Below are 15,184 nucleotides of genomic sequence, written 5' to 3' on the forward strand. Positions count from 1 at the left end.
CATGACAAGAAAAACGATACTCAAGGGCATTCTGCTCTTGTCGCCTGCGATTTTGGCCGCGCTTGTGCTAGGCGGGTTCTTGCTGAGCAAGGGTGAGCAGGACAAGGAAGCCGAACGCGAGGCGCCGGTCCCGAGCTCGGTCCGCATCACGGTGGCGGATGGATTCACTACGCTGATGGTCGACGCCACGATGCAAGCACGCAGCGGCTTCCAGGTGGATACGCTGGCGCCCGCCAGCGCAATGACCGGACCCGCTGCCTATGGCATCGTTCTCGACTTGCAACCCCTCGTGGAAATGGCGAGCCGCCATGCCTCAGGCGCTGCGGACCTGAACGCCGCCCAAGCTTCGCTCGACGCGTCGCGCGCAGACTATGAGCGGCTCCAGGCGCTCAACGCGGATGCAGGCAATGTGTCGCTCAAGACGGTGCAAGCAGCGCGCGCAGTGTTTGCTTCGGCGACGGCAAAAGTCAATGCGGCACGGGTGGGTGTCGCCGCCATTGCCAGCGCGGCCAGGCAACAGTTCGGACCGGCTCTATCGGCCTGGGCGTCGACGCCGGAATCTCCGGAGCTAGTCCCCTTTGTGGCACGCCGCGAAGTGTTGTTGCGGGTCGTGTTGCCGACCGGGCCATCCGCAACAGCGCCCGCCGTCTTGAACGTGACGACGGATGGTATCCCCGCGTTCGACGCTCTCTTGATTTCACCGTCGCCCCAGGTCGACCCCGGCATCCAGGGACAAGCCTACTTCTATCGCGCCGCTGTACCCCTGGCTACGGGCATGCGCGTAACCGCCCACCTCGGTGTGCCGTCGGGACAAGATAGCGGCCTGCTGGTGCCCGCCGGCGCCATCGTCTGGTATGGAGGTCAACCCTGGGCCTACGTCCAGTCCGACAACACGCACTTCCAGCGCCGCCCGGTCGACCCGCGCTCGCCTCAAGATGGGGATTTTGTCGTCACCGAAGGATTCAAGCCCGCCGACCGGGTCGTGGTGCGGGGCGCACAGCTATTGCTCTCCGAAGAATCCCGAGCGCAGCTGGCCAGCCAGCAAGGTAACGACGCACGCTGACCCGATATGCTGACTTCCATTGTCGACTTGTCCGTCCGCCTTCGCGGCGTCATCGTTGCGCTCGCCTGCCTGCTCCTCGGCTACGGCACCTATGCCTTGTTCCAGAGCAAGCTCGACGTCTTTCCGGAATTCACGCCACCGCTCGTTACCGTCCAGACGGAAGCCCCCGGGCTCTCCGCCGAACAGGTCGAACTGCTGGTCACACAGCGCGTTGAGAATGCCTTGGGCGGCTCGATCGGGCTCGAATCCATGCGGTCCCAATCGATACAGGGCGTATCGGTCGTTACCCTGACGTTCAATGGCAAGACCGATATTCGCCGCGCCCGGCAGTTGGTGGCAGAGCAGTTGGCGACCCTCGCGGGCGAGCTGCCGGCGGGAGTACGTGCGCCGAAAATGACCCCGCTGAGCTCGGCGACCAGCGTTGTGCTTGGCATAGGGCTGACGTCGGACACGCGTTCGCCGATGGCGCTGCGCACTTTCGCCGAATGGACGCTTAAACCCCGGCTGCTGAGCCGTGCCGGGGTCTCGGACGTGAGCATCTATGGCGGCGAAATCAAGCAATACCAGGTACAGGTCGACCCGCAAAAGCTGGTTCGGCTTGGCCTATCCCTGCATGACGTGGTCAGCGCGACGCAACGCGCGACAGGCATCCGTGGCGCAGGCGTGCTTGAAACCCCGAACCAGCGCATCGTGCTCAATACCGTCGGTCAGACCACGACCGCTGAGCAGTTGGGCCAGGTTGTCCTGCTGCAGAAGAACGGCGCCATGGTCCGGCTCGCGGATGTCGGCAAGGTCGTACTTGGCCAGGAATTGCCGGTCAGCGGCGCCAACGTCCAGGGCCAGTCGGGCGTTGTGCTGATGGTCAGCAACCAGTATGGGGCAGATACCGTGTCGGTGACCAAGAACGTCGAAGTGGCGCTCGCGGCCTTACAACCAGTGCTGGCGGCCAACGGCATCCAGTTGCACGCTGACATATTCAGACCCGCCAACTTCATCGTCGCTTCAACCGACCACCTGCGCACGGCGCTCGTCGTGGGGGCGGGGCTCGTGGTCATCGTCCTATTCCTCTTCCTCTTCAACGTACGCACCGCCTTCATCTCAGCCACTGCCATCCCGCTCTCGCTGCTCGCCGCCGTCGTGGTACTGCATCACTTCGGCGTCGCGCTGAATACGATGACGCTGGGAGGACTGGCCATCGCGCTTGGCGAGGTGGTGGACGATGCCATCATCGACGTCGAGAACATTTACCGTCGCCTGCGCGAAAACCGCCACTTGGCGACGCCGCTGCCCGCCATCACGGTTGTCGTCAACGCATCCACCGAGGTGCGAAGCGCGGTGATATACGCAACATTTACCGTCGCCACCATCTTTCTGCCGGTGCTGAGCTTGTCCGGCGTTGCCGGCAAACTATTCGCGCCACTCGGGATAGCCTATATCCTGGCCATTATGTCGTCGCTGGTGGTCGCACTCACGCTGACCCCGGCGCTGTGCTACGCACTGCTGGCCAACCGTACCAGCGACGCAGAGGAGCCCCGCGTCTACCAGTGGCTCAAGAGCCGTTACGCAGCCATCCTCACCCATGTTGAGCAGCACTGGATTGCCGTCATCGTGGCATTTTGCGGCCTGGTGCTGGCGACCCTGGCAACGCTGCCCTTCTTTAGCACGGCGTTCCTGCCGGAGCTGCGCGAAGGGCATTTCATCGCCCACATGCAGGCGGCACCGGGCACATCGTTGCAAGAATCTCTGCGTATTGGGGAGCGCGTCAGCCACGCGCTACTGGAGGTGCCGAACATACGGAGCGTGGCGCAACGGGTTGGCCGGACCGCGCGCGGCATCGATGTCTTCGGCCCGCAATATAGCGAGTTCGAAATTGACCTCAAGCCTGGCCTGGATGCGGAGGCGCAGGAACAGACGCTGGGCGATTTGCGGGCCAAAATGGCGGGCTTTCCCGGCGTAACCTTCGCCACCGAAACCTTCCTGACCGAACGGGTCCAGGAAACCATTTCCGGGTACACGGCACCGGTCATCGTCAACGTGTTCGGCAGCGACCTCGATATCCTGGACGGCCTGGCGCGGCAGGTGTCCCGCACGCTCGGCGCCGTTCCGGGCGCAACTGGAGTGACGGTGCAGTCGCCACCTGCAATCCCCCAGCTAACCATCCGTCTGCGGCAGGACCAGTTGACCCGCTGGGGCTTCGCACCCCTGGACGTCATGGAGGCCATCCAGACCGCCTACCAGAGCGCCGAAGTCGCCCAGGTCTATGAGGCGAACGCTGTGTTCAATGTGACGGTGGTGCTCGGCAGCGCATCGCGTCGCAGTCCGGCTCAGGTTGGTGAGTTGCCGCTGCGGAATGGCGACGGCGTCATGGTGCCGCTAAGCCGCCTTGCGGACATCGCGCAGACGACAGGCCGCTACCTCATCCTGCACGATGGGGGCCAACGGTTGCAGACCGTGACCGCGCATCTCAATGGTCCGTCGCTCGGCCAGTTTGTCAGTGAGGCCCAGCGACGCATTGCCGCCGACGTGAAGTTTCCGAAGGGCTATTACTTCGCCCTATCGGGCGAGGCGAAGGCCCGGGCGCAAGCACAGCGGGACTTGCTGGTCTATTTCTCCATTGCCGCCGCGGGTATCGGCCTCCTTGTCTATCTGGCACTGCGCAGCTGGCGCAGCCTGGCCCTGGTCATGGTAAATCTGCCATTCGCGCTGGTGGGTGGTGCGCTGATGGTATTTGCCACGGGCGGACTGCTGTCGCTAGGGTCGATGGTCGGCTTCGTCACGCTGTTCGGCATTACGCTGCGCAACGCAATCATGCTCATCTCCCACTACCAGCACCTGGTGCAGGTCGAGGGCCACGCGTGGAATTTGGAAACGGCAACGCTGGGAGCGACTGAGCGGCTGACACCCATTGTGATGACAGCGCTCGTCACCGGGCTTGGCCTGTTACCACTGGCGCTCCAGTCCGGCGAGCCGGGCAACGAGGTCGAGGGGCCCATGGCGATCGTCATTCTGGGCGGCCTCGTCACCTCGACCGTGCTGAACCTGCTGGTACTACCAACCCTCGCGCTTCGCTTCGGCAGATTTGACCGCGGCGCAAGCGAGGTGGCCGGCTGATGATTCCGAAATCACTTCACCGATGCCGGCAAGACCCGGCCGCTTGCAAGGTCTTGGCATCTTGCCTGGCAAAGAATATATACTCCCCCATACTATATTCGAGGTGAAGCCGTGAGCCACACAATCCGCGAGAAACAGAAGTTGCTGAACCGGGTGCGCCGCATCCGGGGTCAGATCGATGCCATCGAACGCGCGCTCGAGGAGGAGCAAGGTTGCGTGGACGTGCTGCAGCAGATCACGAGTTGCCGCGGGGCCATGAACGGCCTCTTGGCGGTGGTACTGGAAGACCACATCCGCACGCACCTTGTCGAAGCCGAACCTGCCCACGGTGAATCCGAAGGTGACGCCAAGGAGCAACTCATCGAAATCGTGCATAGCTACTTCAAGTGAGCCAGCAATGAGCAACTTCTATGACGCCCCGTTTGGGGCAGGCCATGACCACGTGTTCCTGGGCGCCGGGCACGAGAAGAACGAGCGCAAGACCTGGGCCGTGATTGTCCTCTGCGCCCTGATGATGATTGTCGAAATCGTCGGTGGCAGCGTGTTCGGTTCACTGGCCCTGGTTGCGGACGGGCTGCATATGTCGACGCATGCCGGTGCCATGCTGATTGCCGCGCTTGCATACACCTACGCGCGCCGGCACGCCAGCGACCCCCGTTTCGTCTTTGGCACCGGCAAGCTGGGCGACCTCGCCGGCTTCACCAGCGCCATCATCCTGGCCATGATTGCCTTGCTGATTGCCTATGAAGCGGTCGCACGATTCTTCTCACCCGTTCCGATTCACTTTGACGAAGCCATTCCCATTGCAGTGGTCGGATTGCTGGTGAACATCGCGAGTGCCTGGCTGTTGAGCGGCGGCGACCATCATGGGCACAGCCATGGCCATGGCCATGGCCCTGGTCATGGACACGCGAACGGCGACGAGCATGACCACGACGAGGAGGTCCAGCATATTTCCACGCCAGCAGGCGACTTCTCGCTATCCATCTTCGAAGATGGCGTGCCACCGGTTTTTCGCCTCACAGCAGAAACGACAAACGCGGCATTGCCGGTCGACGCAGTGACCGTGACCACCATTCGGCCAGACGACAGCCGGCAGGAATTCACGTTATTGCGCAAGGCCGACTGCCTGGAGTCCGCGATCGAGATTCCCGAGCCGCATGCCTTCACTGCGGTGGTCGACCTTGCCGGCGGTAAGCACACCGTGAAATTCGAAGAGCACGACCACGGCCACGCGGATGGGCACGGCGCGCATCACCGTGACCACAACATGCGGGCCGCCTACATCCACGTTGTCGCCGATGCAGCCGTCTCCGTTCTGGCTATCATCGGTCTGCTGCTGGCCAAGACGTTTGGCTGGCTCTGGATGGACCCGCTTGCCGGTGTCGTGGGCGCGTTGGTGATTGCCAACTGGTCGTATGGCCTTATCCGTGACACCGGCGGCATCCTGGTCGATCGCAACCCCGACCAGCGCATGGCGGGCAAGCTCAAGGCGGCAATCGAGGCCGATGGCGACAAGCTGGTCGACCTGCACGTCTGGCGGGTTGGCCCGGGCCACCTGAGTGCCGTGGTCTCCGTGGTCACCAATGCGCCCCAACGCGGGCCGCAGTATTACCACTCACGCCTAAGGCAATTCAAGAGCCTGTCGCACGTAACCGTCGAAGTGCACGCTTCGCGTACTGCATGATGAAACGCGCTCACGTGCTGCGTTCGATACCGCGAAAGCATGCATGACAATTTCGTATGACGGGCCAGCTCTTATGCGTGCATCCGCACCCTATACTTCCTGCTGAGGAGGGGGTTCTCGTGGGTTGAATGCAGGAGAACGATATGAAACCGTTGAAGAAGGCATTCGTATCCGTTGCATCGTTTGCGGCGCTTGGTGCCGCCGCAGGCATTGCAAACGCGGGGGTGCGGCCGGTTGACCCATACACGGATGGCGCCAGGCTTGGGCAAATCCAGGCACATGCAGGTTCCATCTGTGCAGGCATGCACAAGCCTGACGGGTGCGCCGACGGGGCCCATATGGCCACGAGCCGGCGATCCCCTCTTACCGAGGCTAGCAACGACGCATCGGCGGTTGCTGGCCAGGTGGCCGCGACCATCCCCAAGGCGCTGGCAGCGGCCCGGCCGAAGGACTGCGCCCCATATTGTGGTGGTGAACGGCAGGTTGAGGACGCCGAAGCTACCTGAGCACGAGCGGCCCGTGGCGACAGGCCAAGGGACGCACACTGCGTGGAGGCAAAACCCGAGCGAAGCCGCGCGCGCAAAAAACCCGCCGCGCGCGGCCCCACTCGGTATACTCTGAGGCACATTTATCTCATGCCTGCAGACCGCCCATCGTGCCCAACTCCTCCGCGCGCAAGACCGCCGCGCAAAAACCCGCCGCCGCAGACTACGATTTCACCGAGCAAGTCGGGCACCTGCTGCGGCGCGCCTACCAGCGCCATGTGGCGATCTTCCAGCAGACCATCGCCGACTCGCAGCTGACCGCGGCACAGTTCGTGGTGATGTGCGCGGTCAACGAGCGCGGCTCGTGCTCGCTCAGCGAAATCGTGCGAGCCACCGCCATCGACCAGGCCACCGTGCGCGGCATCATCGAGCGCCTCAAGGCGCGCGAGCTGGTGGCCGTCTCGCACGACACCAACGACCGCCGCAAGGTGGTGGTCACGGTGACCCCGGCCGGCCATGCACTGATCGAGGAAACCGTGCCATTCGCGCACAAGATCTCCGAGCAGACTTTCGGCGACCTCAATCCCGCCGAGCGGGTGGCGATCACCTACCTGTTGCGCAAGATGAGCGAGTTCGACGACCGCGACGAGCGCGGCAACGCACCGGACGGCGAGCCGGAGTAAGCCCGCCTCAGGCGGGCTGGCCGGCCAGCGCCGCGAGCACCGCCTCCGGCGTGAAGGGCGCGCGCCGCAGCCGCACCCCCGTGGCATCGAACAGCGCATTGGCAATGGCCGGCGCGCCCGGCAGCGACGCGGATTCGCCCGCGCCCATCGGCGCTTCCTCCTGGCGCGGCATCAGCAGCACTTCGATGGGCGGCAGCTCGGGAAAGGTCAGCAGCGGATAGCTGCCCCATTCGCGGCTGGCCACGCCGTTGGCGTCAAAGCGCACCTGTTCCTTGAGCACGCGGCCAAGCGCCTGCACCACATTGCCCTGCACCTGGTGGCGCACGCCGTCGGGGTTGACCATCATGCCGGTGTCCTGCGCCACCACCAGCCGCTCCACCACGATCTGGCCGGTATCGGGCGCGACCGCCAGGTCCACCACCCAGGCAGCCCAGGCGGCGCCAAAGCCCGGGAATTTGCTGTGGATATAGCGGGCATAGGCCACGCCGCGCCCACGCAGCAGCCCATCCGCGTCCGGCTGGCCACGCGTGCCGCGCGCGCCTTCGCGCCAGCCGGCATGCGCCGCCAGCGCGCGCAGCAGGTCGGTGGCGCGCGCATCAGGCAGGTGGCGCAGGCGGTACGCCAGCGGATCGGCGCCGGCCTCATGCGCGAGCTCGTCGATAAAGGACTCGTGCGCGAACACGTTTGGCAGCGCGGACACGCCGCGCAGCCAGGAGGCGCGCAAGATGGCTGGCGTGTCGTCGCAACCGATGCGCGTGGCGGCGTACTGGTAAGGCGGCACCGCGGTGCGGTCGCCCATCTGCAGCATGCGCGGCGCGTTGTCGACCACGCCGGTCAGCAACAGCGCCAGCGTGGGCGCGTCGTTGGACGGATAGCGGCTGACAAAATCGTAGGCCAGCAACTCGCCGCCGGGGCCGATGGCGCCGCGCACGTCCATCAGCTGCGCCGCCCCCTTTGGCTCCCAGAGATGTTCTTGCTCGCGGCTGAGCTGCACCCGCACCGGGCGCCCCACCGCGCGCGACAGCAGCACCGCATCGGCGCAAACGTCGTCGGCGCAGTTGCGGCCATAGCAGCCGGCGGCTTCCATCCGCACGATCTCGATGCGGCCTTCGTCCAGGCCGGTCAGGCGCGCCAGGTCGATGCGCAACACATGCGGGTTTTGCGTGCCGGACCAGACCGTGAGGCCATCTTCGCGGTAGTCCGCCACGGCGCAGGACGGGCCGATGGAGCCGTGCATCTGGTAGGGCCACGTGTAGCCGCGCGACAGTATCCGGTCGGCGGAGTCGAAGGCACCTTGGGCATCGCCCTCTTCCACCAGCGTGCGGCGTGTCGCGGGATTGGCACGCAGCGCGGCCTCGGTGTCTTCCGGCTCGCTGAGCGGGGGCAACGGCGGCGCCGGCTTCCAGTCCACGCACAGGCGGCGCGCCGCCTGCATGGCCTGCTCCTCGCGCTGCGCCACCACGCCGATGAAATCGCCCTGCACCACCACGTCAATGACACCGCGCACATCGCGGATCGACGCACGATCGACGCTGCGCAAGCTGGTGCCGACAAAGCCGCCGCTATCGCGCCCGGCGTAGGGCGGGCGCACCACGCGGCCGTGCAGCATGCCGGGCACGCGCACATCGTGCACGAAGGTGAGCTGCGCCGTGGCCTTGGCGGGAATGTCCACGCGCGGCGCGGCACGCCCGACCACGCGGTATGCGCTGACCGGCTTGGTGGCAATGGCGTCGGCCAGCGGCAGCTCGATATGCTCGCCGGCCAGCAGGTCGCCGTAGGCCAGGCCTTCGGCGTTCTCATTGCCTTCGCCGCGCAAGCGCAGGCGGCCATCTTCGGCGATCAGCGCTTCGGGCGCCACGCCAAGACGCTGCGCCGCGCGCTCGCGCAGCCAGGCCATGGCCTGCGCCGCCGCGCGGCGCAGCGGCAGCGCCGAGATCTGGATGGTGGCGCTGGCAATGGTAGGGCCCTGGTTGGGCGTTGCTTCGGTATGGCCCAGCGTCATCGCCACGCGCGCCGCCGGCACCTCCAGCTCCTCGGCCACGATCTGCGCGAGCGAGGTACGGATGCCGGTGCCCAGGTCAACGTGCCCGTTGAAGGCCAGGATCTCGCCGGTGTCGCGCACCGCCACGAAGATGTCGGGCTGCGCGGCGATGTAGTCGGATGCCGCGCCGGGCTGGCCGGGCGCGGGCCGCGGCGCGGCTTGCGGCGCGCGCGTCACCAGCAGCACACCGCGCGCCTGCAGCAGGGCGTCGCGCTGCGCGCCCGGGGACATCGGCGCCGATGCGGGAAGAGAGGCGGACCGGGGTCCGGAGCCGGGTGTCGTTTCCATTCGTTCCATGTCTCAGGTAGGCACGCTGGCGGACTGCCGGATTCCGGCGCCGCCCGCCCTGGCCGTTATACTGCCAGCCTCGAACAAGCAATACGTATCAAACATATGAGCACCCCGACCGCTAAGAAAAGCGCGGCAGCCGGAACCCGGGCCCGGCAAGCTCAGGACACCCGAGCCAAGATCCTCAAGGCCGCCATCAAGGTCTTCGCCTTGCGCGGCTATGAAGGCGGGCGCGTGGAGAAGATCTCCTCGCTGGCCAAGACCTACGACCGGATGATCTATTACTACTTCGGCAGCAAGGAAAAGCTGTTCGTCGAAGTGCTCGAAACCATCTACATCCAGCTCAACGAGGCCGAGCAGGCGCTCAAGCTCGACCCCGAGGATCCGGTGCGCGCGCTGACCCAGTTGATCGACTTCGTCTGGGGCTACTACCTCGATCATCCCGAGTTCGTCGCCATCCTGTCCAGCGAGAACATGAGCCAGGGCAAGCACGCCAAGAAGTCGAGCCGGCTCAGGGAGATCTCCAGCTACGCCTTGTCAGTGCTGGACGGCATCCTGGCGCGCGGCAAGGCTGCCGGGCTGTTCCAACCCGATGTGCTCGCCCGCGACATCTACCTGGTGATCGCGTCGCTGGGCTACTTCTACAACTCGAATCATCATACGCTCAGCGCATTCCTGGGCGAGCCCATGATGAGCAAGCCCGCGCTGGAGCACTGGCGCGATGTGATCCAGCGTACGGTGCTGAGCACGGTTTGCGTGCCGGGCACTGGCATCGCCCCGGCTGGGCAGGCCCCTGCCGAAGCCGAAGCGGCGGCACCCGCCGCCCGCAAGAAGCCGGCACGCGCCAAGCGCGCCTGAGCCTCGCATCCGGCGGTCATCGCGCAGCGCCGGATGCCTTCCCCTTAAGCCGTAGCCGTAGCCGCCGCCGTAGCCCGCGCCAGCATCGCCAGCGCTTCGTCGCGCGGCATCACCGTCGCGTTCTTCTGCGCCATGTCGAACAGGTTGGCGTCGTGCGGCCCGATGGCGCGGTCGCCCACGCAATCGGACAGCACCAGCGGGCGGAAGCCGTACGACATGGCATCGACCACGCTGGCGCGCACGCAGCCGCTGGTCACGCAGCCCGCCACCAGCAGCGTCTGCACGCCGCGCTGGTTCAGCCACGCGGCCAGCGAGGTGCCGAAAAAGGCGGATGGCACGGTCTTGCGCACCACCAGTTCACCCGGGCGCGGCGCCAGTTGCCCGACGATGGCGCTGTTGTGGCTGTCTTCCTTCAGGGCCAGCAGGCCGGGCACCTTCTGCGTGAAGATGTTGTGGTCGCTGTCGTCGTCGGCAAACACGATGCGGCTGTGCGCCACCGGCCAGCCCTGCTCGCGCGCCGTGGCCAGCAGCGGCACGGTGCTGGCGATGGCCTGGGGGATATTGCCGCCGCCAAAGACAGCCGGGTCGGCGAAGCCGTTGACGAAATCGATGATCAGCAGGCCGTAGGGTGCCTTGGGTTCCAGCGCGGCGCCGAAGCCCTGACGCTGGTAGGTCTTCACTTCATCATGCATGGATGGCTCCCTTGGATTCGTGATCCAGCACCTTGCCTTGTTCTACCACCGCCTCGCCGTCAAGCCGCACCGTGCAATGGCGCACGGGGATATCGATATGGCAGGCCGTGGTACGGCTGCCGCCGGCTTCGTTGTTCGGGCCGAAGGAGCACAGGAAATTGCCTTCGAATGCGCGCGCATCCATGCCGATGGTGGCCTCGCGGTCATACATGGCGAGCGTGGACCAGCGCGCGCGCGGCTGCAGGCCCCAGCCGATATGCGACATGGCGTAGGCCTCGGGGTCGTTGAACGAGGCCATGTAATCGCTCAGCAGTTCGGCATCCAGGCCGCCTTCGATGCGGGTGACGTAGCCCTTCTCCACCGTGATGTCGATCGGCTCCTGCACATAGGATTTCATCGGCAGCAGGATATCGCCGCGATCGAGCACGATGCGCCCATTGGTGCCGCCCTCGTCCGGCCAGGTCAGCACGAAGCCGCTTGGCCAGTGGTCCCAGCGGCCCGGCTCATCGACAAAGCCGTACTCGCTGATGGCGGGAAACTCGCCCAGCGCGCAGCGCAGGTCGGTGCCGGCATCCGACGTGATGTGCATCTCCCGCGCGCGCGCCAGCCGCGCGGTGGCGGCTTTCACGCGGGTGCGGTCCCCTTCGGTGGGCACCAGCCGCACCAGCACCTCGGGCGGCTCCACGGCCAGCAGGATCTTGGTGCCGCCGGAGAGGATCTCGTGCTGCTCGGGCGAGAACAGCAGCGTCATCAGGTCCAGCACCAGGTCGCTGGCCTTGAGCGCGGCGATGGCGGCCGGGTTGCCGGTCAGCGGCGTAGTGCCGAGATAAGCCAGCGCGTCGCGGCTGAGCGCCTTGTCTGCGTTGACGGGCGGCAGGTCCAGCCGGTTGACGATGGCGCCCATCGCGGTGGCCGCCATCTGCGCCGTGCGCAGCGTTTGCGGATGCGTGGCGGCGCCTGTCAGCACCGTGACCGTCTGGCCCGGCTTCAGTTTTGACAGGATGAGCACCTGGCGCCATGCCTGGGTCAGGTCGTGATCGCTTACTGGCATGTGTTCTCCTTTCTGGTGAAGCAGGCAGCTCAGGCGGCAGCCTGGTCCTGCAGCAGCGGCGCACCGAGGAAATCGCCGAAGGCGCGGTAGAAACCCGCCTCGTCGTCCCACGGGATCATGTGGCCGGCATCCGCCACGCGCGCAAGCTGCACGGCAGGCAGCAAACCGCGAATTTCCTCGATGTCTTCGGCGCGGATCACGTCGCCGCGGCCGGCCACCATCAGCAGCGTGGGAACCCGTACCGACGGCATGTCGGCATGCACGTCATCGCGGTGGAAGTCCTCGAAGCTCGTGACGATGGCGCGCTCGTCGCAGGTGTGCAGCCACTCGGCGCGCAGGCGCAACTGCTCATCTGTCCAGGTCGGGCAGAAGCGGCGCATGCCTTCGGCATCGATGCCCTGGCGCGCCAGGCGGATGGAATCCACGTACCACGGCAGCTGCGAGGGATAGGCGCGCCGTCCCGGGCCGGAGACGGGCGGGTCCACCATCACCAGCCGGGTCAGCCCGGCCGGATTGCCGCGCGCGGCGCGAATGCCGATGCGCGCGCCCATGGAATGGCCAACGATGGCATAGCGCGCCAGGCCGAGCGCGTGCGCAAAGGCGACCACATCCGCCGCCTGCGCGTCCAGGCCGTAGTCCAGCGCATCGCCGGTCTCGGACAGGCCACGTCCACGCACATCCAGGATATAGGTATCGAAGTGCTTGCCGAACTGCTCGCCGACAAAGCCCCAGGTGACCGCCGGGCTGGTGATGCCGGGCACGATCACCATGGCATCGCGTTGCGCGCGCGCGCCGGTGCTGCCGCCGTAGCGCAGGTAATGCTGGCGGATGCCATTGGCGAACACGTTGCCGCCGTGGAGAAACTCGCTCATTGCTGGGCTTCCTTTACCGAAGACGTGATCAATAGGCACCTGACAGCAGCGCACCCGCGCCGGGCACGACCGGCTCCAGGTCGAGCTGCTTGAGGATGGCGTAGGTGGTGGCAATGGCCGCGGTGATGACCGGCTTGCCGGTCATGGCTTCCACCTTGGCCACCGCCGGCAGGGACGGCATCTGCACGCAGGCAGACAGCACGATGGCATCCACATCCTTGGTGTTCATCTGCGCGACGATGCCAGGCAGCCTGGCGGGGTCGTGGCGGCCCACTTCGAGGTTGTCGGGGATTTCCAGCGCGCGCCAGTCCACCACTTCATAGCCTTCGTTGCGGATGTAGTCCACCACCAGCTCGGTCAGCGGCTTCATGTACGGCGCAACCACGGCGATGCGCTTGGCGCCGATGACCTTGAGCGCGTCGATCAGCGCGCCGGCGCTGGTGATCACGGGCGCGTCAGCGCCGTTGGCGGCGGTATGGGCCTGCAGGCGCTTTTCAGAGACGCGATGGTAGCCGTGGCCCATCGCCATGATGGCCACCAGGCAGGCGTAGCCCAGCACGTCGACGCGGGCGTCGCTCAGTTCCAGCGCGCAGCGGTCGGACTCGGCGTCCATGGCCGCCAGCTCTTCCTTGACCACTTTCTTCATGCGCATGCGGCTGGAATGGAAGGTGAAGCGTTCGGGGCGCACCTGCTGGCGCAACGTCAGCATCGCCGGGATCTCGGTTTCCATGGTGGTGTTCGAGCTCGGCACGATCTGGCCGATACGGAAAATTTTCTGCACTGTCGACTCCGTCATCTGTTTGTTCTGTCCACCCGCCCTGGCGCCCGTCCTGGCGGAGAAGCGCCCTGCACGGCCGGACCGGAGCCTTCATCGGTCTCCGTGTCCTGCGAACGATTGTAGTGTACACACGATATTTTCACAACAAGACGTTAGACCGGGCACGGCGCACGATTTCAGTGCCCACTTCATGAATCAACCCCTCATATGGTGCTTGATTTCACGGTATATGGGCATTAACGCGGGGAAGTCACTTTGGCATAAGGGTTTTCCATAGGGGTGGCATGTCATTTCTTTACAAGCAAATTTCTCGTGTGTACACTCGATTTACCGATTGGCCAGACGGCCACTTCAGACCCACATCACACCGCCAGGAGAAATATCGTGCAAGGCAAACCACGGATCGCAGTGATTGGCGCCGGACTGGGGGGGACGGTCGCGGCCGCCCTGCTGCAGCGCGCCGGATTCCAAGTCAAGCTGTATGAGCAGGCTCCGGCGTTCTCGCGCCTGGGCGCCGGCATCCACGTCGGGCCCAATGTGATGAAGGTCATGCGCAGGATCGGCCTCGAAGATGCGCTCAACGACATGGGCTGCCACCCGGACTACTGGTACAGCCGCGACTGGCAAAGCGGCGAAGTGATCGCCCAGATCCCGCTTGGGCGCTACGCGCTGTCGCATTACGGCGCCAGCTACCTGACCGTGCACCGTGGCGATTTCCACGCCCTGCTGACCGAGGCGGTGGCCCCCGGCACGCTGCTGTTCGACAAGAAACTGGCCGGTGTGGAAGACCTGGGCCATGTGGTGCGCCTGACGTTTGCCGACGGCACGGTGGACGAAGCCGACATCGTGATCGGCGCGGACGGCGTGAACTCCCGCATCCGCGAGACACTGCTGGGCGCTGAGCCGCCCAAGTACACCGGCTACGTGGCGCACCGCGCCGTGTTCCCGATCGCGCGTGTCAAGGGCTTCACCCATGACCGCTGCACCAAGTGGTGGTCCGACGATCGCCATATGATGGTGTACTTCGACACCAGCAAGCTTGACGAGATCTACTACGTCACCGGTGTGCCCGAGCCCACCTGGGACATGACCAAGAGCTGGCTGCCCAGCAGCATCGAGGAAATGCGCGCTGCGTTCGACGGCTGGCACGAAGGCGTGCAATCGCTGATTGAAGGCACCGTGGAAGTGACCAAGTGGCCGCTGCTGGAGCGCGATCCGCTGCCGGTATGGAGCCGCGGCCGCCTGGTGCTGCTGGGAGACGCCTGCCACCCGATGAAGCCGCATATGGCGCAGGGCGCGGCCATGGCCATCGAAGACGCGGCCATGCTGACCCGCTGCCTGCAGCAAACCGGGCTGTCGGACTTCAGCGCCGCGTTCTCGCTGTACGAAGCCAACCGCGCCGAGCGTGCCGGCAAGGTGCAACTGGTTTCACACAACAACACGTGGCTGCGCACCAACGAGAACCCGGACTGGTGCTTCGGTTACGATGTGTTCAACGAGCCGCTGGTGGAAGCCGGGCGCGTGGCCGCCGCAGCCTGAGCCACGCCCCAGCCAGACCGCCGGGTGCCTTCCCGG

The 15,184-nt window shown here is 65.5% G+C and carries 13 protein-coding genes; 8 read left to right on the top strand and 5 right to left on the bottom strand.

Annotated features, from left to right (window positions below):
• Position 1 precedes the first annotated feature (1 nt).
• The 6 genes from AC1RQC_RS12425 (at position 2) to AC1RQC_RS12450 (ending at position 7,029) form a co-directional block, all read left to right on the top strand.
• Entirely contained in the window at positions 2–1,063 is a 1,062-nt protein-coding gene (locus AC1RQC_RS12425) for a metal transporter (protein ID WP_492883490.1), read from the top strand.
• A 6-nt stretch (positions 1,064–1,069) separates the two neighbouring features.
• The gene (locus AC1RQC_RS12430) at positions 1,070–4,174 is read left to right on the top strand and encodes an efflux RND transporter permease subunit (protein WP_492883492.1); all 3,105 of its coding nucleotides are present in this window, start codon (positions 1,070–1,072) and stop codon (positions 4,172–4,174) included.
• A 111-nt stretch (positions 4,175–4,285) separates the two neighbouring features.
• Positions 4,286–4,564, top strand: coding sequence for a metal/formaldehyde-sensitive transcriptional repressor (locus tag AC1RQC_RS12435; protein WP_492374793.1), 279 nt, complete (start codon positions 4,286–4,288; stop codon positions 4,562–4,564).
• A gap of 7 nt (positions 4,565–4,571) precedes the next feature.
• Positions 4,572–5,861, top strand: coding sequence for a CDF family Co(II)/Ni(II) efflux transporter DmeF (gene dmeF / locus AC1RQC_RS12440; protein WP_492883528.1), 1,290 nt, complete (start codon positions 4,572–4,574; stop codon positions 5,859–5,861).
• Between the two features lie 143 nt (positions 5,862–6,004).
• On the top strand, positions 6,005–6,367 hold the full coding sequence (locus tag AC1RQC_RS12445) for a hypothetical protein (protein ID WP_492374792.1): 363 nt from the start codon (positions 6,005–6,007) through the stop codon (positions 6,365–6,367).
• Between the two features lie 149 nt (positions 6,368–6,516).
• Entirely contained in the window at positions 6,517–7,029 is a 513-nt protein-coding gene (locus AC1RQC_RS12450; protein WP_477109347.1) for a MarR family winged helix-turn-helix transcriptional regulator, read from the top strand.
• A gap of 7 nt (positions 7,030–7,036) precedes the next feature.
• Here the strand turns inward: AC1RQC_RS12450 and AC1RQC_RS12455 are convergent, their stop codons facing one another.
• On the bottom strand, positions 7,037–9,301 hold the full coding sequence (locus AC1RQC_RS12455) for a xanthine dehydrogenase family protein molybdopterin-binding subunit (protein WP_492883494.1): 2,265 nt from the start codon (positions 9,299–9,301) through the stop codon (positions 7,037–7,039).
• 162 nt (positions 9,302–9,463) lie between these two features.
• Between AC1RQC_RS12455 and AC1RQC_RS12460 the strand changes: the two genes are divergently transcribed.
• Complete coding sequence (locus AC1RQC_RS12460) at positions 9,464–10,216, top strand: TetR/AcrR family transcriptional regulator (protein WP_183033307.1); 753 nt, start codon at positions 9,464–9,466, stop codon at positions 10,214–10,216.
• Positions 10,217–10,260: 44 nt separating this feature from the next.
• Here the strand turns inward: AC1RQC_RS12460 and AC1RQC_RS12465 are convergent, their stop codons facing one another.
• The 4 genes from AC1RQC_RS12465 to AC1RQC_RS12480 are packed head-to-tail and all read right to left on the bottom strand — an operon-like array spanning position 10,261 to position 13,612.
• Positions 10,261–10,908, bottom strand: coding sequence for an N-carbamoylsarcosine amidohydrolase (locus AC1RQC_RS12465; protein WP_492883496.1), 648 nt, complete (start codon positions 10,906–10,908; stop codon positions 10,261–10,263).
• Entirely contained in the window at positions 10,901–11,959 is a 1,059-nt protein-coding gene (locus AC1RQC_RS12470; protein ID WP_492374790.1) for a 2,5-dihydroxypyridine 5,6-dioxygenase NicX family protein, read from the bottom strand. The genes AC1RQC_RS12465 and AC1RQC_RS12470 overlap by 8 nt, the downstream gene beginning before the upstream one ends.
• A 29-nt stretch (positions 11,960–11,988) precedes the next feature.
• A complete protein-coding gene (locus AC1RQC_RS12475; protein WP_492825970.1) occupies positions 11,989–12,831 on the bottom strand; it encodes an alpha/beta fold hydrolase in 843 nt (280 codons plus the stop codon).
• Positions 12,832–12,859: 28 nt separating this feature from the next.
• The gene (locus tag AC1RQC_RS12480; RefSeq protein ID WP_043352885.1) at positions 12,860–13,612 is read right to left on the bottom strand and encodes a maleate cis-trans isomerase family protein; all 753 of its coding nucleotides are present in this window, start codon (positions 13,610–13,612) and stop codon (positions 12,860–12,862) included.
• Positions 13,613–13,993: 381 nt separating this feature from the next.
• On the opposite strand from AC1RQC_RS12480, the gene AC1RQC_RS12485 reads away from it, so the two are divergent.
• A complete protein-coding gene (locus AC1RQC_RS12485) occupies positions 13,994–15,148 on the top strand; it encodes an FAD-dependent monooxygenase (RefSeq protein WP_492808396.1) in 1,155 nt (384 codons plus the stop codon).
• The last annotated feature ends 36 nt before the right edge of the window (positions 15,149–15,184 follow it).

This window comes from Cupriavidus sp. GW822-FHT03E04 (genome assembly GCF_058801495.1).